The organism is Pseudonocardia sp. Ae717_Ps2 (assembly GCF_001932475.1).
Taxonomy (GTDB): Bacteria; Actinomycetota; Actinomycetes; order Mycobacteriales; family Pseudonocardiaceae; genus Pseudonocardia.
The window spans coordinates 402,264-425,605 of sequence record NZ_MCIS01000001.1; the positions used below are offsets into that span (position 1 = coordinate 402,264).

General features: G+C 70.6%; 21 protein-coding genes and 1 tRNA gene. 16 read left to right on the forward strand and 6 right to left on the reverse strand.

Features of this window, described 5'->3' with window-relative positions:
• Positions 1 to 29: 29 nt before the first annotated feature.
• From Ae717Ps2_RS02035 to Ae717Ps2_RS35895, 8 genes are all read left to right on the forward strand, one after another.
• Positions 30 to 932, forward strand: a complete 903-nt coding sequence (locus Ae717Ps2_RS02035; RefSeq protein WP_020627027.1) for a UTP--glucose-1-phosphate uridylyltransferase — start codon at positions 30 to 32, stop codon at positions 930 to 932.
• 2 nt (positions 933 to 934) lie between these two features.
• Positions 935 to 2,155: a gephyrin-like molybdotransferase Glp gene (gene glp / locus Ae717Ps2_RS02040; protein WP_082375558.1), complete on the forward strand. Its 1,221-nt coding sequence runs from the start codon at positions 935 to 937 to the stop codon at positions 2,153 to 2,155.
• A 5-nt stretch (positions 2,156 to 2,160) separates the two neighbouring features.
• A complete protein-coding gene (locus Ae717Ps2_RS02045; protein ID WP_075308419.1) occupies positions 2,161 to 2,826 on the forward strand; it encodes a GNAT family N-acetyltransferase in 666 nt (221 codons plus the stop codon).
• Between the two features lie 202 nt (positions 2,827 to 3,028).
• Entirely contained in the window at positions 3,029 to 4,270 is a 1,242-nt protein-coding gene (gene glpR / locus Ae717Ps2_RS40195) for a gephyrin-like molybdotransferase receptor GlpR (protein WP_139318825.1), read from the forward strand.
• A 52-nt stretch (positions 4,271 to 4,322) separates the two neighbouring features.
• Positions 4,323 to 4,398: transfer RNA gene (locus Ae717Ps2_RS02055), tRNA-Ala, on the forward strand.
• Positions 4,399 to 4,651: 253 nt separating this feature from the next.
• Positions 4,652 to 4,906 carry a hypothetical protein gene (locus Ae717Ps2_RS02060; RefSeq protein WP_075550149.1) on the forward strand — a complete coding sequence of 85 codons (255 nt, stop codon included), beginning with the start codon at positions 4,652 to 4,654 and terminating at the stop codon, positions 4,904 to 4,906.
• Positions 4,907 to 5,248: 342 nt separating this feature from the next.
• Positions 5,249 to 6,091: a hypothetical protein gene (locus Ae717Ps2_RS35890; protein WP_143510277.1), complete on the forward strand. Its 843-nt coding sequence runs from the start codon at positions 5,249 to 5,251 to the stop codon at positions 6,089 to 6,091.
• A complete protein-coding gene (locus Ae717Ps2_RS35895) occupies positions 6,092 to 8,926 on the forward strand; it encodes a hypothetical protein (RefSeq protein WP_143510279.1) in 2,835 nt (944 codons plus the stop codon).
• Between the two features lie 676 nt (positions 8,927 to 9,602).
• On the opposite strand, the gene Ae717Ps2_RS02070 is transcribed toward Ae717Ps2_RS35895, so the two are convergent.
• Positions 9,603 to 10,016 (reverse strand): helix-turn-helix domain-containing protein, encoded by a 414-nt coding sequence (locus Ae717Ps2_RS02070; RefSeq protein WP_337819612.1) that lies wholly within the window; start codon positions 10,014 to 10,016, stop codon positions 9,603 to 9,605.
• Positions 10,017 to 10,121: 105 nt separating this feature from the next.
• Here Ae717Ps2_RS02070 and Ae717Ps2_RS02075 point away from each other — a divergent pair, with 105 nt between their 5' ends.
• From Ae717Ps2_RS02075 to Ae717Ps2_RS02095, 5 genes are all read left to right on the forward strand, one after another.
• A complete protein-coding gene (locus Ae717Ps2_RS02075) occupies positions 10,122 to 10,838 on the forward strand; it encodes a DsbA family protein (RefSeq protein WP_075332962.1) in 717 nt (238 codons plus the stop codon).
• Between the two features lie 50 nt (positions 10,839 to 10,888).
• Positions 10,889 to 11,554, forward strand: coding sequence for an NAD(P)-dependent oxidoreductase (locus Ae717Ps2_RS02080; RefSeq protein WP_075308407.1), 666 nt, complete (start codon positions 10,889 to 10,891; stop codon positions 11,552 to 11,554).
• 138 nt (positions 11,555 to 11,692) lie between these two features.
• The gene (locus Ae717Ps2_RS38050) at positions 11,693 to 12,442 is read left to right on the forward strand and encodes a cupin domain-containing protein (protein WP_170917033.1); all 750 of its coding nucleotides are present in this window, start codon (positions 11,693 to 11,695) and stop codon (positions 12,440 to 12,442) included.
• A 78-nt stretch (positions 12,443 to 12,520) separates the two neighbouring features.
• The gene (locus tag Ae717Ps2_RS02090) at positions 12,521 to 13,057 is read left to right on the forward strand and encodes a GNAT family N-acetyltransferase (RefSeq protein ID WP_075308404.1); all 537 of its coding nucleotides are present in this window, start codon (positions 12,521 to 12,523) and stop codon (positions 13,055 to 13,057) included.
• An 18-nt stretch (positions 13,058 to 13,075) separates the two neighbouring features.
• Positions 13,076 to 14,065: an ABC transporter substrate-binding protein gene (locus Ae717Ps2_RS02095; protein WP_233147412.1), complete on the forward strand. Its 990-nt coding sequence runs from the start codon at positions 13,076 to 13,078 to the stop codon at positions 14,063 to 14,065.
• A gap of 4 nt (positions 14,066 to 14,069) precedes the next feature.
• Here Ae717Ps2_RS02095 and Ae717Ps2_RS02100 read toward each other — a convergent pair whose 3' ends face one another.
• From Ae717Ps2_RS02100 to Ae717Ps2_RS02110, 3 genes are all read right to left on the reverse strand, one after another.
• On the reverse strand, positions 14,070 to 15,038 hold the full coding sequence (locus Ae717Ps2_RS02100) for a CopD family protein (protein WP_158071444.1): 969 nt from the start codon (positions 15,036 to 15,038) through the stop codon (positions 14,070 to 14,072).
• A 74-nt stretch (positions 15,039 to 15,112) separates the two neighbouring features.
• On the reverse strand, positions 15,113 to 15,679 hold the full coding sequence (locus Ae717Ps2_RS02105) for a copper resistance CopC family protein (RefSeq protein WP_075308400.1): 567 nt from the start codon (positions 15,677 to 15,679) through the stop codon (positions 15,113 to 15,115).
• 60 nt (positions 15,680 to 15,739) lie between these two features.
• On the reverse strand, positions 15,740 to 17,335 hold the full coding sequence (locus Ae717Ps2_RS02110; RefSeq protein ID WP_075308398.1) for a dolichyl-phosphate-mannose--protein mannosyltransferase: 1,596 nt from the start codon (positions 17,333 to 17,335) through the stop codon (positions 15,740 to 15,742).
• A gap of 25 nt (positions 17,336 to 17,360) precedes the next feature.
• On the opposite strand from Ae717Ps2_RS02110, the gene rsmI reads away from it, so the two are divergent.
• A complete protein-coding gene (gene rsmI / locus Ae717Ps2_RS02115) occupies positions 17,361 to 18,236 on the forward strand; it encodes a 16S rRNA (cytidine(1402)-2'-O)-methyltransferase (protein WP_075308396.1) in 876 nt (291 codons plus the stop codon).
• Positions 18,237 to 18,327: 91 nt separating this feature from the next.
• Here the strand turns inward: rsmI and Ae717Ps2_RS02120 are convergent, their stop codons facing one another.
• Positions 18,328 to 19,503 carry a cation:proton antiporter gene (locus Ae717Ps2_RS02120; RefSeq protein WP_075308394.1) on the reverse strand — a complete coding sequence of 392 codons (1,176 nt, stop codon included), beginning with the start codon at positions 19,501 to 19,503 and terminating at the stop codon, positions 18,328 to 18,330.
• A 16-nt stretch (positions 19,504 to 19,519) separates the two neighbouring features.
• Positions 19,520 to 20,002: a cation:proton antiporter regulatory subunit gene (locus Ae717Ps2_RS02125; RefSeq protein WP_075308392.1), complete on the reverse strand. Its 483-nt coding sequence runs from the start codon at positions 20,000 to 20,002 to the stop codon at positions 19,520 to 19,522.
• A gap of 95 nt (positions 20,003 to 20,097) precedes the next feature.
• Between Ae717Ps2_RS02125 and zwf the strand changes: the two genes are divergently transcribed.
• On the forward strand, positions 20,098 to 21,513 hold the full coding sequence (gene zwf, locus Ae717Ps2_RS02130; RefSeq protein WP_075332963.1) for a glucose-6-phosphate dehydrogenase: 1,416 nt from the start codon (positions 20,098 to 20,100) through the stop codon (positions 21,511 to 21,513).
• Positions 21,510 to 23,339: a glycoside hydrolase family 15 protein gene (locus Ae717Ps2_RS02135; RefSeq protein WP_075332964.1), complete on the forward strand. Its 1,830-nt coding sequence runs from the start codon at positions 21,510 to 21,512 to the stop codon at positions 23,337 to 23,339. The genes zwf and Ae717Ps2_RS02135 overlap by 4 nt, the downstream gene beginning before the upstream one ends.
• The last annotated feature ends 3 nt before the right edge of the window (positions 23,340 to 23,342 follow it).

Sequence of the window (23,342 nt, forward strand, 5' to 3'; positions counted from 1 at the left end):
GGCTAGAGCTGTGGCTAGGCTCGCCGACCATGAGCGTGCAGACGTCCAGCGGCACCGGGGCCTTCCGCACCGCCGTCGTCCCGGCGGCGGGTCTGGGCACCCGGTTCCTGCCGACGACCAAGGCCGTGCCGAAGGAGCTGCTCCCCGTCGTCGACACGCCCGGGATCGAGCTCGTCGCCGCGGAGGCCGCCGAGGCCGGCGCACAGCGGCTGCTGGTCGTGACCTCTCCGGGCAAGGACTCGGTCGCGGCCTACTTCCGCACCGACGACGAGCTGGTCAAGACTCTGGAGGGCCGGGGCAAGGGCGAGCTGGCCGACAAGGTCCGCCGCGCCCCCGGCCTGCTCGAGGTCGAGTCGGTGTACCAGTACGAGCCGAAGGGCCTCGGCCACGCCGTCGCCCAGGCCGGCCCGGCGCTGGCCGACGACGAGCAGGCCGTCGCCGTCCTCCTGCCCGACGACCTGGTCCTCCCGACCGGGGTCCTCGCCCGGATGGCGCAGGTCCGCGAGGAGCACGGCGGCAGCGTGCTCTGCGCCTTCGACGTGCCGCGCGAGCAGATCTCGGCCTACGGCGTCTTCGAGGTCTCCGACACCGGCGCCGACGACGTCAAGCAGGTCCACGGGATGGTCGAGAAGCCAGCCCCGGACGAGGCGCCGTCGACCCTGGCCGCGGCCGGTCGCTACCTGCTCGACCGCGCGATCTTCGACGCACTGGACCGGATCACCCCCGGCGCGGGCGGTGAGCTGCAGCTGACCGACGCCGTCGCGCTGCTGATCTCCGAGGGGCACCCGGTGCACGTCGTCGTGCACCGCGGCGGGCGCCACGACCTGGGCAACCCCGCCGGGTACGCGCGGGCCTACGTCGACTTCATGCTGCAGCACCCGGAGTACGGCGAGGATCTGCGGACCTGGCTGAACGAGCGACTGAAGGACTGAGAGTGCGCACGGTCACCGATCACCTGTCCCGGATCCTGGACGTGGCGGTGCGCCCGGCCCCGGTGCGCGTCGCGATCACCGACGCGCAGGGGCTGCGCAGCGCCGAGGAGGTCGTCGCGGCGCGTCCGCTGCCGGTCTTCGACCAGGCGGCGATCGACGGCTACGCGGTGCGCAGCGTCGACGTCGCCGGGGCCAGCGACGCCTCCCCGGTCACCGTGCCGGTGGTGGGCGAGATCGCCGCCGGGTCGCGCCAGCCGCTGCGGCTGCAGCCCGGCCAGGCCGTCCGTGTCGCGGCGGGGGCGCCGCTGCCGACCCTCGCCGACGCCGTCGCCCCGCTGGGGTGGACCGATGGCGGTGCCGCGCGCCTCACGATCCGCCGCGGCGTGCCGTCGGCGGGCTTCGTGCGCCGGGTGGGGGAGGACGTCCAGTCCGGTGACGTCGCCGTCCGCGAGGGTGACGTCGTCGGCTCGGCCCAGGTCGCGATGCTCGCCGCCGCGGGCCGGGACAAGCTGCTCGTGCACCCGCGGCCGCGGGTCTCGGTCGTCTCGGTCGGCGACGAGCTGGTGGAGGTGAGCCGCTCGGCGGCGTCCGGGCAGGTCGCCGACGTCTGCTCGCACGCGGTGGTCGCCGCCGCCCGTGAGGCGGGCGCGGAGACCAACCGGCCCCGGACCGTCGGCGGCAGCGCCGCGGAGATCCGCGGTGCGGTCGAGGACCTGCTGCCGGCATCGGAGATCGTCGTGGTCTGCGGGGCGGGCGGCGGGACGACCGCGGCCGAGGCCAAGAGCGGGCTGGCCGACCTCGGCGGCATCGACGACACCCGCGTCGCGATGCACCCCGGTTCCGCGCAGGGCTACGGCCGGCTCGGCCCGGACGCGGTGCCGGTGTTCCTGTTCCCGTCGCACCCGGCGACGGCGCTGGTGCTGTTCGAGGTGTTCGTCCGGCCGCTGATCCGGCTGGCGCTGGGCCAGGAGCCGCTGCGGCGCACCTGGACCGCGCGGCTGACCTCGCCGATCGTCTCGCCGGCCGGGCGGCGGTCCTACATCCCGGCACGGCTGCTGCGGTCCGACGACGACGGCGAGCTGCTCGCCCAGCCGCTCGGCGCGTCGGGTACCCACCTGCTGGCCGTGCTGTCCGAGGTCAACGCCCTGGCGGTCATCGACGAGGACGTCACCGAGATGACCGTCGGTGAGCACGTCGAGCTCGTCCCCCGCGGGCGGAACTGAGCCGAGTGCCGCCGCCCGTCGTCCCCGAACCGCCTGGCGGCCACCCCGGCTGGCCCGCCGTGCTCGGGCCGCTGCGGGTGCGCGGGCACGAGGTGGGGCTGCGCCCGGTCCGGCTGCGCGACGGCGGTGACTGGGCCCGGATCCGGGTGCGGGACGAGCACTTCCTGCGCCCCTGGGAGCCGACGACCTACGGCGGGTGGGCCCGCCGCAACTCCGGTGTGGAGTGGCCCGGCCGGTGGTGGCTGCTGCGTGGGGCCGCCCGGCGCGGGTTGTCGCTGCCGTTCGCGATCACCGTCGACGGGGCGATGGCCGGGCACGTCATGGTCGGCAACGTCGTGCGGGAACCGCTGTTGTCGGGCTACGTCGGCTACTGGCTGGACTCGACGCTGGGCGGGCGCGGGATCACCACCGCGGCCGTCGCGCTCGTCCTGGACCACTGCTTCGGCCCGGTCCGGCTGCACCGCGTCGAGGCCACGGTCCGCCCGGAGAACGCGGCCAGCATCGCCGTGCTCGCCCGGCTCGGGCTGCGCCGCGAGGGACTGCTCCAGCGCTACCTCGACGTCGACGGCGCCTGGCGCGACCACTACGCCTACGCCGTGACCGCCGAGGAGGTCCCGCCGGGCGGTTTCGCGGCCCGGCTGGTGCGCCACGGCCGCGCGTCGCGGTCCTGACCCTGCGCAGCCCCCGCACCTCGTTCGATCACTCACCGGAGTCACACGTGTACCGCACGTCTCTGGTTTCGCACCGTCCGTCCGGGGGACCACGGCGCGTCGCGGCCCGGGTACGGGCACACGCCCGATTACGGTGATCAGTGGTGGCGCGGGTCGGGGCCGTTCCACCGGGTGGACTGCGCCGGTCGGGGAGGAGGCAGCCGTGCCCAGCTCTGTGATCTTCGTGGGTCTGGTCGTGCTCTGGCTGCTGATCCTCGTTCCGACCGTCGCCCGGCGCCAGCAGGAAGTGGCCCGGCTCAGCCCGGCGCTGCTGTCCGGGCGGGTGCTGGAACGTCCCGCGCGGCATCGACACCCGGAGGTTCTTGTGACACAGCGATCCGGTCCGACCACGGTCGGCGAGCTGGCGGAGGCGCGGGACGACGTCCCCGCTCCCCGTGGGCGCTCCGACGAGGCCGACCAGTACGCCTACGACGACGCCGAGGACGTCTACGACGACGCGGAGATCGACGACGACGGCCGGGTCCGCGGGCCCGGGGGCGCCGATCTCGACGACCGCGACCTCGACGACCTCGACGATCGCGATGACGATCTCGACCGCGCCGATCTCGACCACGACCTCGTGGACCACGACGACGCCGGCCTTGACGAGCGGGTCCGGTCGGACCGGGAGCGCGACCCCCGGTCCGACGAGGACCACGCACCCGCCGACCTCGTCGACGCCGACGACGAGCACGGGATCGACGCCGACGGGATCGGCGAGGTCGACGAGGACGGCTGGTCCCGCCCGCCGGCCCGCTACCGGCCCGGCCGCGGGGGCTTCGACCCGGAGGCCGCCGCCGCGGCCGCGCACGCCAAGTACGCGTTCCGCCAGCGCGTCGTCCTCGGTCTGCTCGTGCTGCTGCTCGCCGCCGGCGCGGCCGCGCTGCTGGTCTCGACGGTGTTCTGGTGGGTCACCGGCGCCGTCGGCGTCGGCCTGGTCGGCTACCTGACCTACCTGCGTCGCCAGGTCCGCATCGAGGAGGGCATCCGGGCCCGCCGTGCCGCACGCCTGGCCGGCACCCGGCAGTCCCCGGCCGCCGACGACCCCGAGCTCGACGAGTGGGCCCACCGCGGCCGTGAGGCCTCCACCGGACGGGCCGACGACGAGATCCGCGCGACCGCCGCCCCCGACACCGCGGGCGCCGACGAGGACGACGACTGGACCGCCGACGACGGCGAGCCCACCCGCGTCCGCGGCACCGGCGAGCCGCTGGGCGTGCTCCCGGCCCGCGGACGCACCGTCGAGGGCCCCGTCGGGACCGAGCACGAGTCGTCGCTCCCGCGCCTCGCCGCGGCCCCGCCGCCGCCCGTCCCGGCCGGGACGTCGCTGGTCGACGTGGACGCCGAGGAGGAGCCCGACGAGTTCGACGCGGGTACCCCCCACCGGCGTGCGGTGGGGGAGTAGGGGTCTGTTAGGGTTCTTCAGGTCGGCCCGCGAGGGCGGGCCTGATACACCTGGGGCTGTAGCGCAGTTGGTAGCGCGTCTCGTTCGCATCGAGAAGGTCAGGGGTTCGATTCCCCTCAGCTCCACCAAAGCTAGATTATGCGAACCCTGACCGTCGTCATCCCCGTCCGGATGGCGACGGTTTTCGTTTGCATCTGTTGCCTCTGACACCCAGGTGTCAGACGCCAGCAGCACCCGGAACGGCTCGGTCAGCTCGGCTTTCTCGACGGCACCGTCCTGTCCAATCCAGAGCTTTTCGAAGAAGCCTTGGTTGATCTGTTGCCGCACGAACGGCGGGGCGGCCTCGTAGTGCTGGTAGCAGCTACCGGCCACGATGAGCGCTTGCTCCAGGATCTTCTCGACGTCGGCCAGTTCGGCGTTCGCGAAGGCGACCTCCTGCTCGGTGGCAGAGATGGCTCGGGGGAGCCGGTTCATCTCGGCCTTGAGCATCTCGAGGGAGATGGCCTCGGCGTAGTGGGCCTGCATGAGCTTGGCGCGCACTTCGCCGAGGGCAGCCAGGCGGCGGTTGGCCTGGGCGGCGTGCCGCTGGGAGTCGGCCGACTGTCCGGCCATTTCGGCATGCGCGGCGGTGCGTAGCCGCTGGACCTCGTCGGCCGGGAGTTGGAGGCGGCGGTACAGGTTGGCGATGCCGTCCTCGATCTTGTCCAGCCGCACGATCTTGCTCGCGCAGTTGCGCGAGGCCGGCGCTTCTTGCCACAGCCGTAGTAGCGGTAGCACCCGTCTCGGCCGTTGCGTTGGGTGTAGACGAGCCGCTCGCCGCAGTGTCCGCAGTAGATGGTGCCGCGCAGGTAGTGCGGGTGCTTGCGCTCCTTCCCGCTGCGTAGAGGCTGGGTGTTCGCCAAGTCCGGCGTGGCGTTCGTGTAGGTGCTGGAGGACGAGGTGACACCAGACGCGGGCCAGGAGCGAGGCGCCGCGTAGATGGCCGTCGCCGGAACTGTCGGTGCCGTGCGGGAGGATATCGGGGTAGCCGCGGTCCAGCCCGAGAGGATCTTCGTCTGTGCAGGTCGATTACGTGTCATCGCAGCCCGAGCCGGAACAGGAATTCCTGTCATGTGGGCAGGGGAACACGTCGCGACGCATCTGCCTCGGGATGTCGTGATGCTGGAGCCCACGACGCTAGACGAGCGGCAAGAGCGTGTTGCCAAGTGCCTGGAAGAGCGGGGCTCCAGATTGGCAGGCATGTATCGGTCAGCGCTGCACTTGCTCCGGGGCAAGCCGGAAGTCGGCTTTGAAGTAGCACGGGTATCCATGATTTGCCATTGCATACGCGAACTAATGATCAACCTTCCAGTGCTGATCCTGGACAAGCTTGAGCCGCGACCAGATCCTTCCTCGGGTTCTCTAACTAGGAAGTTGCCGCGCTTGCTTGCGGAGCATCCGGATCTGGATCTGTCTGCGGATCAGGATATTCTCCCCGTCCCAAGGGCCGTCGCGCAGGCGTTTGACTCTCTGATCAAAACTGCGGCGAAAGAGGATGGGCGCAACACGCGAAATGCGGCCGCTCTGCTGGCCGGGGATGAAACCGCCAAGGTACCCGTGCTGAAGCAATGGAATGCTACCTATGGCTTCTTTGTTTCGTGGGCCCATCTCGACCGCGACTCCGAAAATCATCGAGATCTGCCAAGCGATGAGGACCTGCTTACCAAGATTCGCATTGTGGAGGACGTAATCGAGGTGCGGGCGGGTGTGTTCTTTGAGAATGTTCGTACTGTGCGAGATCTTCTTGATGATATTAACTATACCGGTGAGGAGCGCAGCTAAATGGAGAAATACCGAGAACCAACCGACGAGCAACTGAAGGAGGTGCTTCGGCGCATCCCCACCCTCCAGCTCAGACGTGCATTCTTCGAGGGCCTGAAAAATCCTCTATGGGTGAAGGCTCTCGCGAAGCAGGGCGCCTTCGCCAATCCCCCTGAGCCAAAAGTGCTTGACGACGGGAGTGTCCGGGACATCTACTGGCCAGAGATCGACTATCTTGTCCGCGTCTCCAATGAGGTGCCAGTTGATGTCGTCGACGTGCTGGTGAAGCTCACTAAGAGTAATAATGCTTGGGTGAAGCGGGCCGTGTTCGAGGTCGGATCTTCGATCCCGGCCGATCAGGCGGTGAGGCTGCGCCCTCTGATTAATTTCTGGGTGTCGACTGGCTTCGGCTGGAGAACCGACCCGAGACATCTGGTCGGCTTCGCCACGAATCTCCTGAGCGGCGGCCAACGCGAGGCGGGGATATGGTTTGCCAATCTGCTCTTTAAGCCTATGAAGACCAAGCGCCTCGACAAGACTGGCACAGCTTTGGAGGAATATTGGTACGCGCACGAGTTGCCCCGGCTCGTCGAGAAGCTCGGCGGTGGGGGCCTTGCTGTCGTACTGCCCTGGCTCGTGGTGTTCGAGCGTAGCAATGGACACTTTAGTAAGAAGTCGGATATATCCTACTTCGCGAGAGATTCCATACGGGTAAGTGACCGCGAGTACGAAGATGTCGAGCAAGCGCTTATCGATGCAGTTCGCGATTTGGCAATAACGGCAATGAAGCAGGACCCGCAGAAGTCGAGGTCGCTGCTTCTCGATACGAAGATGATTCTGGCTAGAAAGATTGCACTGTTCTCGCTAAGCGAGGCAATCGAGCAGGACGTTGACGAATCCGGCATGGCTCCCCTGTTGGATGTAGCGTACGAGCTTCTCCTAGACGAACCGTCCCTATCTGAAGGATGCCGAATCGACTACGCCGATCTTGCACGGGCATTCGCTAAGCGACGTCCCGACTCTCTTGAGAAGCTTGCCACTGCGCTCGACTTGGCTTGTGCGCGACTAGACGACGAACGTCTCCGTGAGTGGCTCGCACGCGAGACCGACGATCCGGCCGCCATCAACAAGAGCGTCTTGCAGTACCAAGACGCTTGGATGCACCGGTGGCTTGCGGCGATAGGCAGCGACGCATTACCTGCTGAGTTGCGTGACAGGCTAGCTGAGCTGGACGCTCGGCTTGGAGTAATTGAGTCGCCACGAGAGCCGTCGAGCACGATCACTTCTTGGACGGGGCCAAATAGTCCGATCACTCAGGACGAGATGTCGTTAATGAGTCCCAACGAGCTGGTGGCTCATCTGGAAAGCTGGCACGATACTGGCAATGGGTTTGGGCCTGAGCCGTCGCATGAGGGTCAAGGCCGGAGTGTCGCCGCGCTCTTGACTACGAGCCCAGACGCGATCGCTGGCGTTGAGGGTCTCGTAGATCGGCTACGCCCTACGTACCTGCGGAGCATTATGCAGGGCTGGGAAGCGGCAGTTAAAGCGGGTCTGACGCTGAATTGGGAGCAAGTGCTCTTGACGGCGCGCCAGATTCTTGCACACAGTGATGAGTCTGGATTTCCGGCCGAAGGGGGAAGATTTGATGAGGATCTGGACTTTCGGCCAGCGAAGGAAGCCGTTGTGGGGCTTCTTGAGGAGCTCGCAAAGAAGCGAGATGAAGGCAGCAACGTACTGGTACCGGTAAGTATTCTGAATCAGGTTGCTGAGCTTCTTCTTGGGGCCGCCAACGATAAGACGGAATTCTCGCGGTATGTCGTCGGCGCTAAAGACAGCAGCATGGATGCGCTGACCCTATCGCTCAACTGGCGCTGGCCAGTCTGGCTGCGTGGTCTCACTCATCTAATAGCGCATGGGTCTGAGACGGGCTGGTTCGAGGCAGCTCGTTCCGCGTTTGAGGACGAGCTCGCCAGAGATGACCCGTACGGGGCATCCCGCGCCGTGCTGGGTGAGGGGTTGGCCCGACTCTTCATTGCTGACCAGGAGTGGGTCGAGTTGCGGCGCGGGGATTGGTTTGGCGCTGAGGAAGACTCAAGCAGGAATCAGCAATTTGCACTCAGCGTTGCAGTAGCGACTCATCGGCACCACAAGCAGTTGCTCGAATTGCTTGGTCCTGCCATGATCGGAGCAATCAGGTCGACTGAGGCAGTCGCAGTGGGATGGCGAACGGAAACCGATCCGCTTCAGGAAATTGGGGGCTGGCTCGTCGAAGCAGTCATTCGTGGCGAACAGACTCTTGACGATCCAGTAGTGACGGTCTTCTTCTCCGAGGCGCCAGTTGACGTGCGGGGTGGAGCGATGGGACATGTAGCCTGGCGTTTCATGCGTGCAGACGAGGTTTCGTCGGGAATTCGTGACAAATTCGCCACCTTGTGGGACAACAGGCTTGAACATGTGCGGGAGCATCCTGCCGACAAGGAGGAGCTGAGCGGCTTCTACTGGGTGGTCAAGAGCGGGAAGTTTGAAACTGGCTGGTGGCTGCCAAGACTCAAGGAAGTGGCGTCGCTCGATCCTACGCTTGGTAGGCAGCGATACATGATCAGCGAGGAGCTGGGGTCCTCGGCGTCCCTAGATCCCCATGCGGCTTTCGATGTGCTTCGCTTGCTGCTCGCTGTCCAGGACGAGGATGGTCTCACGAGCTATGGTCTTATGCGTGACGCGGTTCCGCAGATATTGGCTGCTGCTATCACATCTGGTGACGCGAACTTGAAAGCGGACGCGGAGCGGTACATGAACCAGCTTGGTGAGCAAGGAAACCTACAGCTCGAATCGGAAGTCCGGGCGTTGACATCGTGAGTACGGATGAGTCCGCCGGGTCTCCGTCTGATCGAAGGCTAAAGGTCTATGGCGTCAACGACTACGGTGCGTATTGTCAGGTGGAAGACCCTGTCGAGCTTCCTGAAGGTTTCGGACGTACTGAAGTAATATCGTCGTGACTGACGTAATTGAGCTCTACAATGCCCAGTAGTTTATCAAGCACGGCCTCTTCCCTGCGTCGTTCACGGAGCGACGTGCAGCACTCCACGCCGCAGTCCCTCAGGTGCGCCAAGTCGTGGCGAAGTTCTTGAACAGCATTGATGATGCCAGCCTTGAGAGCTCGATCATCTGCCGTACGACTACCATTCGGATCTGATCACTGGCTCCCGTCGCTCAAGGCGTACAGCTCGTGGAACGCCGACGGGAGCTCGCGGTGAATCGCGTGTTCCACCGCGGCCACTCGGTCGTGCGGGGCAGGCGGGTTCGGGGCGTGCATGTCATCGCTTGCGGCCCACGCGCTCAGGACGCTGGAAATGCGGAGTGACACGACGAGACCCTAGCTGGTCGTGACCGGACCCCGTCCTGATCGGATGACGACATCGGTGATGCCGACCCGGCCGCCGCGCACCAGGACACGGTGGCGCTCACGAGTCGGGACGGTCTCCCGGTCGGCAACCCGCGAATCGCGTCCTGTCCGTGGCGGCTCGCCCGGTGGTCATCGTCCGGCCGTCGCGGCGCGTTCGCGGTTGGCGCGGATCTCGTCGTGGTGGTCGGCAGCCCAGCCGATCAGCGACGTGACGATCTCGTGGAGGCCGTGCCCCAGCGGGGCGAGGGCGTACTCGACGCGCGGGGGGACCTCGGCGTAGGCGGTGCGGGTGATCAGGCCGTCCTGGTGGAGCTGGCGCAGGGTGAGGGTGAGCATGCGCTGGGAGATGCCGGGGACCTGTCGTTGCAGGTCGGTGTAGCGCAGTGGTCCTGACTGCAGGACCGCGATGATCAGCAGGCTCCACTTGTCGCCGACGCGGTCGAGGGTCTGGCGGATGAAGTCCATGTGTTCGGCAGGAATGGCCGCACACGGCCCGATCGCCGCCGCTCCTGCCGCCGTCTCTCGTTCCGCGGTCGTCTCCATGACGCACATTCCTCTCCGGCACGCACACCGATGTGCCTTTTGTATCGCCTCCCATGCTGGTCCATCATGGCGTTACGCACAAGTCGTAAGTAATGGAGGCGCGTGATGAAGGTGGAGATCTGGTCCGATGTGACCTGCCCGTGGTGCGGGCTGGGGAACCACCGGGTGGCCAGGGCCATCGAGCGGTTCGAACACGCGGACGAGGTGGACCTGGTCCATCACTCGTTCCCGCTCGGCGGCAGCTTCCCGGAGGGGCGCACCTTCTCCGTCCGTGAGGCCCTGCTCCGCCAGCACGGTATCGGCGGCGACCGGGCCGAGGCCTCGACCCGGCGGATCGAGAAGCTCGCCGAGAGCGAGGGCCTGACCCCCTACCGGGTGTTGGACAACGAGGTCGGCAACACCGATCTGGCGCACGAGTTCCTCGCCCACGCCAGCGCCCAGGGCTGCAACCGCGAGGCCTGGGACCTGATCTTCGGGACCTACTTCGGCAGGGCCGAGCCGGTCTTCTCCCTGGAGGACCTGCTGGGTCTGTCCGACGAGCTCGGCCTGGACCGCGAGCAGACCCGCCAGGCCCTGACCGACCGCCGCTACCGCCGGCAGGTCCGCGACGACGCGGCCCGCGCCCAGCGCCTGGGGGCGACCGGTGCGCCGTTCATCGTCGTCGACGGCCGTTACGGCGTGCCCGGCGCCCAGGACAGCGACAGCCTCCTCGAGCTGCTGCGCACGGCCTGGGACGACAGCCACCCCCTGACCCTCGCCACCGCCGGCGGCGATGCCCCGGTCTGCGGGCCGGACGGCTGCGCCGTCCCCGAGCGCGCCTGATCCACCCCTGAACTCCACCCCTGCACTCCTCGAAAGGCACTGCGATCACCATGAGCACCCTGCTGGTCCTCGGCGGCAGCGGCCGCACCGGCGCCCACGTGCTGGAGCACGCGGCCCGGCGCGGCCACCTCGTCCGCGCGCTGGTCCGCAACCCCGACGCGGTGCGGGCGCCGGCCGGCGTCGAGCTGGTCCAGGGCACCCCCGCGAACATCGACGACATCCGCCGGGCCGCGAAAGGCACCGAGGCGGTGATCAGCGTGCTGAACAACGCCCGCGCGTCCGACAACCCGTGGGCCAAGCCGGTCAGCCCGCCGACGTTCATGACCGACGCCGCCCGCGACACCCTCACCGTCATGGGCGAGCAGGGCATCCGCCGCATCGTGCTGACCTCCACCCAGGGCGCGGGCGACGACTGGGCCCGGCTCAACCCGCTGGTCAAGGCGTTCATCACGCTGTCGAACGTCAAGGTGGGCTTCGACGACCACACCGGCGTCGACCAGGTCGTGCGCGCCTCGTCCGACGTCGACTGGACCCTGGCTCGCGCCGTCGCCCTGACCGACAAGCCCGCCTCCGGTCCCGTGCGAGCGGCCGAGGCCGGCACCGAGAAGCCCGGCACGACGATCAACCGCGCCGACCTCGCCCGGTTCCTCGTCCAGACCGTCGAGGACGACGCCTGGATCCGCCAGGCGCCCCTGGTCTGGAACGCACGCCGCTGACCCACTCCGTGATCCACATCCGCCTCATGCGCAACAGCGCTCCGAGCTCGGATGCGCCGTCCGTCGATCGCGACGCCGGACCGGAGTGACCTGACAGCAACCGGCACCCCACCTCCCGAGGACCGCGAGGACACCAGCATGACCAGCACGCTCAGCGGCAAGACCGCCCTCGTCACCGGATCCAGTCGCGGCATCGGCCGGGCCATCGCCCTCGGCCTCGGCCGGGAGGGGGCCCTGGTTCTCCGCGATCGGCTTCAACGCCGTCCTGCTGGTCCTCGCCGTGCTGGTGGCCTGGAGCCGCTTCGGCCCGTACGGCCTCTGAAGCCGCCCGTCACGAGAAAGAGAGTTCCCTGGATGAATGCCGGACGGGTCAACGCCGATCGATCCTCGAAGAAGGCTCGGTTCATCAAGCTCGGGCCGGGCGAGGCCCTGGAGACCCGCGTCGACATCGCACCGCTCTACCTGCTCAAGGCGGGCGCGGCTCACACCGACGGCCAGTACTCGGTCCTCGAGGTGTCGGTGGGTCACGAACTCCCGCTCCACATCCATGAGACCGCCGACGAACTCTTCTTCCTGTTGGACGGCACCCTCCGGGTGACCTTCGACGACGAGCGGCACGAGGTCGGCCCGGGCAGCTTCATGTTCCTGCCGGCCGGGGTTCCCCATGCGATCAAGCCGGTGGGGGAGACCGTGCCGCGTGTTCTGCAGATCTCGGTTCCCGGAGGTTTCGAGCACTTCATCGAAGACATGGTCGAGCTCCAGGCCAAGGGTGACGCGATGGAAATCGATTCCGAGGAGTTCCGGGAGTTCGCGCGCAAGCACGACTGGACCCTGATCGGGTCGACCGGAAGCGCCGATCCCGACCCCGACCGACCGCAGGCCTCGTAGCCGCGGACGACGACCCACCGCCAGAAGGCCGGGCCCGACGGGGTCCGGCCGTACGGCGTCGCGGGCTACGGTCGCCGCATGGTCGCCCCGTCCGCACCCACCGTCCGTGCCGCCGTGCCGGCCGACGCTCCCGGCATCGCCGACGTGTGCACCCGGGCCTACCGGGCCACCTACCGGGACCTGCTGCCGGAGTCGTTCGTCGACGACGTCGTCGCCCGCTTCTACGACGAGGCGCGGGTCCGCGCCGAGACGGTCCCGGCCCCGCCGCACTGGCTGGGCTACGTGGTCGCCGAGGAGACCGGCTCCGTGGTCGGCGCGGCAGGCGGAGCGGTCACGGGCGAGTGGGTCGGCGAGCTCTACGTCCTCTACCTCGACCCGGACCGCCGGGGCGAGGGGATCGGCACCCGGCTGCTCGACCACGTCACCGGGCAGCTGCGCGGCCACGGCGCGACCGAGATGTGGGTGAGCGTCGCCGAGGGCAACGACCTGGGCATCCCGTTCTACCGGGCCCGTGGCTTCGTCGAGCACGACCGCGTCCCGATGCACACCTCCGACGTGGCCGACGGGCTGTGGTCGCTGCGCATGCGCAGGGACATCACCCGCCCGGACTATTGATGAGCCTAACCTCACCTGATGGGGTACGACGGCGCCGGCGAGGGACGCCGCCGTGGAGGTGGCGCAATGGTGCGGGCACGGGCACGACTGGGCGGACTGATCGCGACGGTGCTGGTCGCCGTCGTCCTGGCGGGGTGCGGTGGACCCGCCGCACCCGCCGCGGCACCCACCGGGGCGACGATCGAGCACCGCTACGGCACCACGACGGTTCCGGCGCAGGCCGAGCGCGTCGCCACGGTCGGCTGGAACGACCAGGACTTCGTGCTGGGGCTCGGGGTCGTCCCCGTCATGACCCGCTCGTGGTTCGACGCCTACTGGAGCTTCCCGTGGGTGCGGGCCGTGACGAAGGGGGCCGAGGTCCCGCGGTCCGGTGAGGACGGCATCGACCTGGAGGCCGTCGCCGCGAGCCGGCCGGACGTCATCATCGCGATCTACGAGGACATCGACGAGGACATGTACCGGAAGCTGTCCGCGATCGCGCCGACCGTCGTGCAGTCCTCCGCGTACCCGCCGGAGAAGACCCCGTGGGACGTGCAGCTGCTCACCACGGGCAAGGCCATCGGCCGGGAGGACCTCGCCGAGCGGCGTGCGGCCGGAATTCGTGACCGGATCGCCGCGGTCCGCGCGGCCCACCCGTCGTTCGCCGGGAAGGTGCTCGTCGAGGACTTCGGGCCGGAGAACGGCGGGCACTACCTGATCCCGGCCGGCGACCCGCGGCGCGCGCTGTTCGACGCGCTCGGCTTCGCGACGCAGGAGCACTCCGGGGACGTCAGCGAGGAGCGGCTGGACCTGCTCGACCGCGACGTGCTGTTCGTCAACGGCGCGACCGAGCAGCAGATGACGGCGTCGGTGCCGTTCGCCCGACTCGACGTCGTCCGCGAGGGCCGCACGCTCTACACGACGTTCTCCGACCCGCTGGGCGGCGCGTTGTCCTACGGCGGCCCGGACGCGTTGCTGTACGCGATCGACCAGCTGGAGCCGCAGCTCGCCGCCGCGACGACCCGCTGACCGCTCAGGCGGTGTGGGTGAGCGTGGCGGCCACCCCGGTCGCCCCGGCCAGCACCAGCACCTCCACTGCGGCCCACACCAGCACCGGGAGCCGCCCTGCCCGCAGCCGGGACCGGGTGATGCCACCGAGCGCGGCGGCGACCGCGAGCAACACGACCTTGGTGGCCACGACCGCGCCGTAGGCGGTCGTGACCAGCTCGACGGGTGCGGAGAGCCGTGCGGTGGCGGCCAGCGCCCCGGACACCCCCAACGCCACCACGGCGCCGAGCGCGAGCCGGGAGAACCGCGGCAGCGCGACCGCGAGCACGTCCGTGTCGCGAGCGGTGACCAGCACCGCGCCCAGCCCGCCGAGCCACAGCAGCGCCGCCGCGACGTGCACGACGACCGCGGGCACCGCGAACCAGGCGACCGTGGACGCCGCGGTGTGCCCGGTCGCCACCGGGGCCGCCGCTGCGACGACGACCAGCACCAGCGCGAGCGCGGCGGGCCCCGGCCCGGTGCCCGGCCGCGCGGGCCGCGACCCGGCGACCCCGGCCAACGCCAGCGCCGCGGCCACCGCGACGAGCTGACCGGTCCCGGCGCGGGGCCCGGTCAGGAACTCCAGCACGTCCGGTCCGCGGACCTCGGTGAGCCTCCGACCGGACACCAGCGCGCCGCGGACGAACGTCTCCGCCACCAGCACGGCCGACCACAGCGGGGCGGCGGCGGTCAGCACCCGGTCGGCACCCGGCGTCCGGCCGGGGGCGAGCAGCACGGCCAGTGCCGCCCCCGCCGCGACGACTGCGAGGAGGTCGGCCGCGGCCCGTGCCAGGGTCTGCGCGAGGTCCGCGGCGACCCCGTCCGGCCCGATCCCGCGGGTGACCACGGCGACGACGACCGCAGCCCCGAGCAGCACGGCACCCCACCCGGCGACGGCCGGAGCGGGCTCGCGCACCCGGCCGCCCGGCGTCCCGGCGCCACCGTCGCCCGGCACACCGTCGCCCGGCACACCGTCTGGCGGGATGCCGTCGGCCGGGACGCCGTCGCCGTGGACGGAACCGGCGATGGTCAGCCCCGCGACCGGCGCAGCGCGAACGCCGCCCCGGCCCCGATCACCACGACGGCCGCCACGCCCCACGGCCAGACCGGCGGGCCGCCGTCGTCGGCCGCGGTGGGGACGGTCTGCGGCGCGGCCTCGGGCTCGGCGGCGGTCGCAGCCGCGGAGGTGCGCCCCGGGGTCGCGGCGGCCGCGCCCGGCCCGGGGGAGGTGAGGGTGAACGGCACCGTGCCCGAGACGGGGTGGCCGTCGTCGGAGACCACCCGGTAGGTGATCGTGTAGCCGCCGGCCGCACCGAGCGGGCGCAGCGGCACGGTGAGGGTGGCGCCGTCGCCGGTGGCGGGGCCCGCCGCGTAGTCGGTGCCGCCGGGGCCGGTCACCGAGACGGTGGCGTCGGCGGCCGCGATCTCCTCGGAGAAGGTCAGCGACACCGATGTCGGCGCGGTGCCGACCTGCGCGTTCGCGGCGGGACTGCTGGACTCGAGCTCGGTGTGCGCCCAGGCCGGCGAGGCCCCGACGAGGAGGGCGAGCAGCACGGCGGGGAGGGCGACCGCGAGGCGGCGGAGTACGGGGCTCACGCCGGGTTGGTCGTCGCGCGGTCGGCGCGGGTTCCGGAGGTCACCCGCACGGAGCAGCCGTCAGCGCCAGGACGGGAGCCACAGCTCGGCCTGCCAGTGCGCCGCGGTGATCGGGTCACCGACCAGGATCGGCCACAGCCACACGAAGTTGACCCCGATCAGCGCCACCCACGTCGCGACGACGAGCAACCCGTTCCGCCGCCGGCGTGCGCTCATCCGGGAGTGGCCCAGCATCTGCCCCATCGCCAGCACGACGCCCAGGACCAGGAACGGCACCACCGGCATCATGTAGAAGAAGTACATCTGCCGGTCGAGGTTGAGGAACCACGGGAGGAACCCGGCGCCGTAGCCGACGAGCACCGCCGTCCAGCGCCAGTCGACCCGGGTCACCGCCCGCCACAGCCCCCACAGCAGCACCGGGATCGCCGGCCACCACAGCGCCGGGGTGCCGATCAGCATGACCGCCGAGACGCACTCGGTCTCCCCGCAGCCGGTGGCGTCGTCGGCGTAGCGGTAGAGCATCGGGCGCAGCCCCATCGGCCACGTCCAGGGCTTCGACTCCCAGGGGTGCGCCCCCGCGGACCGGGTCGTCAGGTTCTCGTGGAAGGCCAGGGCCTGGCCGTGGTAGTACCAGAGCGAGCGGAGCGCGTCGGGCACCCAGGCGAACGCGCCGCCGGTCCCGATCTCCCGGCCGACCTGGTGCCGGTCGATCCCGGTCTCGCTGCCGAACCACGCCCACCAGGACCCGACGTAGGTCAGCACCGGGATCAGCACGAGCGCCCACAGCGCAGGGGCGACGTCGCGGACCATCGTGCCCACCCACGGACGGGCGACCCCCGCACGGCGGCGCACCGACACGTCCCACAGCACACAGAGCAGCCCGAACGCGGCGACGTAGTAGGCGCCGTTCCACTTCACCGCCGACGCCAGGCCGAGCGAGACGCCCGCGGCGAGCCGCCACCAGCGCACCCCCCACCGCGGGCCCCAGACGGTCTCGGCGACCCGCCCCTCGGCGACGACCCGCGCCATCCGGGAGCGGACGTCGTCGCGGTCGGCGAGCAGCGCGGCGAACGCGGCCACCACGAACAGCGCGGAGAAGACGTCGAGCATCCCCATCCGCGACTGCACGTGCGACAGCCCGTCCGCGCACAGCAGCAGCCCCGCCAGCCCACCGAGCGCGGTCGAGCGGGTCAGCCGACGGCCTGCGCGGACGACCAGCAGGACCGTGAGCACCCCGGCCAGCGCGGCCGAGACCCGCCAGCCGACGCCGTCGTAGCCGAACACCATCTGACCCAGCGCGATCAGCTGTTTCGCCAGCGGTGGGTGGACGATCTTCTCGTAGCCGGGGTTGCTCTCCACCCCGCCGTTGCGGACCATGTCCCACGCCTGCGGGACGTAGTGCTTCTCGTCGAAGACGGGCGTCCCGCGGTCGGTGGGCTCGCCGAGGTCGTAGAAGCGCAGCAGCGCCGCGACCAGCACGACCCCCGCGGTGACCAGCCATCCACGCAGCCGGTCCGACGGCGGCGGCGCACCGAGCCGCGCGGCCGGGCCGGGATCGGCGCGGCGCAGCGTGGGCGGGGTGCCCCGCGGGATCAGGCCGGGCTCGGGTGCCGCTCCGGCGACCCGGCTCCCGGGATCGGCGCTCGTGGTGGCCATCGCGTCCGATCGTAGGCTGGCCCGCGTGACTCCCGCCCCCGACTCCACGCCCGACACGGCCCCGACGACCGGTCGTCTGGTCCTGGCCGCGACCCCGCTGGGCGATCCGCGGGACGCGTCGCCGCGGCTGCGGGAGCTCATCGCCACCGCGGACGTGATCGCCGCCGAGGACACCCGCCGGTTCCGGCACCTCGCCGCGGCGCTGCCGGTCACCTACACGGGCCGGATCGTGAGCCACTACGACGCCGTCGAGGCCGAGCGGCTGCCCGGCCTGCTGTCCGCGGTCCGCGACGGCGCCACCGTGCTCGTCGTCTCCGACGCCGGGATGCCCGCGGTCTCCGATCCCGGATACCGGCTGGTCGCCGCGGCCGCCGCCGAGGACCTGCCGGTCACCTGCGCCCCCGGACCGTCCGCGGTGACGACGGCGCTGGTGCTGTCCGGGCTGCCGTGCGAGCGGTTCTGCTTCGACGGCTTCCCCCCGCGGCGCTCCGGTGAGCGCCGGCGCTGGCTGGAGACCCTGCGCGACGAGCGCCGTGCGGTGGTGTTCTTCGAGTCGCCGCGGCGCACCGCGGACACCCTCGCCGACGCCGTCGCGGTGCTGGGCGCCGACCGCCGCGCCGCGGTCTGCCGGGAGCTGACCAAGACCCACGAGCAGGTCGTCCGCGGCACGCTGGGCGAGCTGCACGAGTGGGCGGTCTCCGGGGACGTGCTCGGTGAGGTGACCGTGGTGCTGGCCGGTGCCGAGGCCCGCGAGGCCCCGCCGGTGGAGTCCCTGGTCGACGCCGTGCGCGAGCGCACCGACGACGGCGAGCGCCTCAAGGACGCCGTGGCCGCCGTGGCGGAGGCCGCGGGGGTGCCCAAGCGCGACCTCTACAACGCCACCCTCGCCGCACGGGACTGACGCCGCACCCCGCGGGCGGCCGTCGCACCCGTCGCGGCCGGTGCGAGGACGCCCGTCCGGGGTGCGCCGGCGGGCCGGGACGGGCGCGCCGTCAGGCGGTCGCGGGCGTGCGCGTCGGGAGCGCCCGCATGACGGGCTCGACGCAGCGCGCGGCGATCGGGCCCAGCACCGCCATGATCAGCACGTACGCCGTGGCCAGCGCGGACAGCTCGGCGGGCACGGCGGCGTAGCCGACGGCGAGCCCGGCGATGACGATGGAGAACTCCCCGCGCGCGATCAGTGCCGCCCCGGCGCGCGCCCGGCCCATCCGGCCGATCCGCGCCCGCTTCGCCGCCCACCAGCCCGTGGCGTACTTGGTCGCGGTGGTCGAGACGACGAGCACCAGCGCCCAGCCGAGCACCGGCGGGATCGCCCGCGGGTCGGTCGAGAGCCCGAACACCACGAAGAACACCGCGGCGAACAGGTCGCGCAGCGGCTCCAGCAGCTTGGTGGCGTTCTCCGCGGTGGACCCGGAGATCGCGATGCCCAGCAGGAACGCCCCGACCGCGGCGGAGACCTGCATGGCCTGGGCGAACCCGGCGACGAGCAGCGCGGCACCGAGCACCTTGAGCAGGAAGACCTCGCGGTCGTCGGAGTCGACGACCGCCGAGACGTAGCGGCCGTAGCGCAGCGCGACGACGAGCACCACCGAGATCACCGCGAGCGACACCGCGACCGCACCGACCCCGCCCCACAGCGTCACGCCGAGCAGCAGCGCGGTGAGGATCGGCAGGTACAGCGCCATGACGAGGTCCTCGAACACGAGCACCGACAGCACCACCGGCGTCTCCCGGTTGCCGAGCCTGCCCAGGTCGGACAGGACCTTCGCGACGATCCCGGAGGAGGAGATGTAGGTGACTCCGCCCAGCACCATCGCCCCGACCGCGCCCCACCCCAGGACCAGCGCGACCGCGACGCCGGGTGCCGCGTTGAGCACGATGTCGACGATCCCCGCGGTCCAGGACCGGCGCAGCCCGGTGACGAGCTCGACCGCGGAGTACTCCAGCCCGAGCAGCAGGAGCAACAGCACGACGCCGACCTCGCCTGCCAGCGAGGTGAAGTCGCCGATGTCGCCCAGCGGGACGACCCCGCCCGCCCCGAACGCGAGTCCGCCGAGCAGGTAGAGCGGGATGGGGGACAGACCGATCCGCTGGGCGAGCCTGCCGAGCAGTCCGAGCCCGAAGAAGACGGCGCCGAGTTCGAGCAGTTCGAGTGCGGTGTGGTCCACGGCTACCGGGGCGGCCTCAGCCGCGCGCGAGGATGTCGGCGGCCTGCTCCAGCTTCTCGGCCGTCCCGACGGCGATCACGATGTCCCCGGCCGCCAGCACGTGGGCCGGCGTCGGCGACGGGATCACCTGGCCCGCGCGCATGATCGCGACGACCGAGACCTGGGTGCGGGTGCGCAGCGCGGTGTCGCCGAGCGGACGGCCGTCGAACGGGCTGTTGAGCTTGATCGGCATCTTGCGGGTGGTGATGCCCGGCAGGTCCGCGTGCTCGTCCTTGAGCTGGTTGACCAGCTGCGGGGCGCCGAGCAGGTTCGCCAGTGCGCCCGCCTCCTCGGTGGTCAGCGGCAGCTCCGCGACGCAGGCGTCCGGGTCGTCGGCACGGGAGAGGATCAGGTCGATCTTCCCGTCGCGGTGCGCGATGACCCCGACCCGGCGGCCGCTGCGCAGCTCGATCTCCTTCCGCACCCCGATCCCGGGCAGCGGCGTCACGTCGACGTTCACCCCCGCAACGGTACGCCGCGCACGCCTGCCGGTGGAAACACGCTCGTGACCGGCACCGCCGAATGAGCGGGTCCGGCCGGGGGTAGCCGGAGACCATGCCTTCGGACCTGCCCCCGCACGTGATCGTGCTGTTCGGCGCCACCGGCGACCTGGCGAAGCGCAAGCTCTTCCCGGGCCTGCTCCACCTGCGCAACGAGGGACTGCTGCCCGAGGACTTCCGGGTGATCGGGTCCGGGCGGCACTCGCCCGGTTCCGACGACGAGTTCCGCGACCGCATCCGCGACGCCCTGCCCGACGACACCGGCTGGGACGCGTTCGCCCCGCGGCTGAGCTTCGTCGTCTCCGACGCCGAGGACGGTGCCGACCTGGCCGACGCCGTGCGCGCCGCGGAGAAGGAGCTCGGCGGCGACGACGCCGACGTGCGCCGGCTCGTCTACCTCTCCGTCCCGCCGGCCGCGATGACCCCGATGGTCGCGATGCTCGGGGAGACCGGGATCGCCGAGCGCTCCCGGCTGGTGCTGGAGAAGCCGTTCGGCACCGACCTGGAGTCGGCCCGGGAGCTCAACGCGGGCCTCAAGGAGGTCTACGACGAGCAGGACATCTTCCGCATCGACCACTTCCTGGGCAAGGAGTCGCTGCAGAACGTGCTCGCCCTGCGCTTCGCCAACGGCCTGTTCGAGCCGGTGTGGAACCGGCAGAACATCCGCTACGTGCAGATCGACGTGCCCGAGGAGATCGGGATCGAGGGCCGGGCGTCGTTCATAGAGTCCACCGGCACGTTCCGGGACATGATCTCCACCCACCTGTTCCAGATCCTGGGCTTCGTGGCGCTGGAGCCGCCGTACGAGATCGCGCCGGACGCGCTGCACGCGGAGAAGGCGAAGGTCTTCCACTCGATCCGCCCGCTCGACCCGTCGCGGGTGGTGTTCGGCCAGTACGCCTCCTACCGCGACGAGGAGGGCGTCGCCGACGACTCGACCGCCGAGACCTTCGTCGCGCTGGAGACCTACGTGGACAACTGGCGCTGGTTCGGGGTCCCGTTCTTCCTGCGCACCGGGAAGCGGATGGGGGCGACCCGGCGCACCGTCACCATCGGTTTCGACGAGCCGGCGCTGACGATGTTCCCGGGCGGCTCGTTCACCGGCGCCGCCACCGGCAGCGCGCCGACCGAGCTGGTCGTCGAGCTGGCCGACCAGGTCACCGCCGAGCTCGACGTGCGGGCGAAGGTCCCCGGCCCGGAGCTGAAGGTCGGACGCGGGCGGATGCGGCTCGACCTCGACGGGATCGGCGACCCCGACGACGCGCTGGAGGCCTACGAGCGGCTGCTCCTGGACGTCATGAAGGGCGACCGCACGCTGTTCACCTCGACCGAGGAGGTCGAGCGGCTCTGGGAGCTGTGCGACCCGGTGCTCGCCGACCCGCCGCGGACGCAGACCTACGCCGACGGGTCCTGGGGCCCGCAGGACGCGCTCGACCTGCCCGGCCCGCGCGGCTGGCGGGTGCCGGAGTGAGCCCCACCCGTTCCGACGACTACCTGCCGATCGCCGAGCACGGCATCGTCGGGGACCTGCGTTCGGCGGCGCTGGTCGGCACCGACGGCACGGTCGACTGGTTCTGCCCCGGCCGGTTCGACGCACCCAGCGTGTTCGCCTCGCTGCTCGACGCCGGCCGCGGTGGGCACTGGCGGCTCGCGCCGTGCGTCGACGGGACCGAGCTCGCCAGCCAGCAGCAGTTCTACTACCCCGACTCCAACATCCTCATCACCCGCTTCCTCACCTCCGACGGCATCGTCGAGGTGCAGGACTTCATGTCGTTGCTGGGCCCGCACGACCCGGACCACCGCCAGCGCCTGGTCCGCCGGGTCACCGGCGTCCGCGGCTCGGTGCCGATGACGGTCGAGGTCGTGCCCCGGCCCGACTACGCCCGGGAGACACCGAAGGTGGAGACCGCCGGGGCGGGCATCCGGTTCACCGGCAGCGGCGTGACGCTGGACCTGACGTCGTCGGTGGAGCTGGAGGTCACCGACCACGCGGCGGGCGCGGAGTTCCGCACCGCCGAGGGCCGCACCGAGGTGTTCGTGCTGGAGGTCGACGCGACCGACGAGCCCACGGCCTGCGACGACGCCGCGGAGGAGCTGTTCACCGGGACGGTCGCGTTCTGGAAGGACTGGCTGGCGCACTCGTCGTACACGGGGCGGTGGCGCGAACGGGTGCACCGCTCGGCGCTCACCCTGAAGCTGCTCACCCACGAGCCGACCGGGGCGGTGATCGCGTCGCCGACGATGGGGCTGCCCGAGCAGCTCGGCGGCGAGCGCAACTGGGACTACCGCTACGTGTGGATGCGCGACGCCGCGTTCACCCTCTACGCCCTGCTGCGGCTCGGGTTCACCGAGGAGGCCGGGGCGTTCATCGGGTGGCTGTCCGGGCGGTTCGGCTCCACCCGCGACGGTGAGCAGGGCCCGCTGCGCGTGATGTACACGATCGACGGCGACGAGACCCCCGACGAGGTGGAGCTCGACCACCTCGAGGGCTACCGCGGCTCGCGCCCGGTGCTGGCCGGCAACGGCGCGTCCGCGCAGCTGCAGCTCGACATCTACGGCGAGATCATCGACTCGGTCTACCTCTACGACAAGTACGGCGACGGCGTCGGTCACGCGGACTGGTCCCACCTGTGCACGATCCTGGACTGGCTGCGCGAGCACTGGGACTCACCCGACGAGGGGATCTGGGAGACCCGGGCGGGACGCCAGGACCACGTGTTCCCCCGGCTGATGTGCTGGGTCGCGGTCGAGCGGATGATCCGGATGGCGCGCCGGCGGGGACTGCCCGGCGACGTGGGGGCCTGGACCACCACCCGCGACGAGATCTACCACCAGATCATGGACCGCGGCTGGGACCCGGACGTGGGACCGCGCGGGTCGTTCGTGCAGCGCTACGGCGCCCGCACGCTGGACGCGTCGGTCCTGCTCATGCCGATGGTGAAGTTCTGCGCACCCACCGAACCGCGGTTCCTCGCCACCCTGGACGCGATCAACGACGACCTCGTGGTCGACACCCTGGTGTTCCGCTATGACGTCGAGGACTCGCCCGACGGCCTCGACGGCGAGGAGGGGACGTTCTCGATGTGCTCGTTCTGGAACGTCGAGGCGATGACCAGGGCCGGGTGGCTGGAGCAGGCCCGGATCGCGCTGGAGAAGATGTTCTCCTACGGCAACCACCTGGGCCTCTACGCCGAGGAGATCGGCCTGACCGGGGAGCAGCTGGGCAACTTCCCGCAGGCGTTCACGCACCTGTCGCTGATCAGCTCGGCGATCAACCTGGACCGGGCGCTGGGGTGAGGC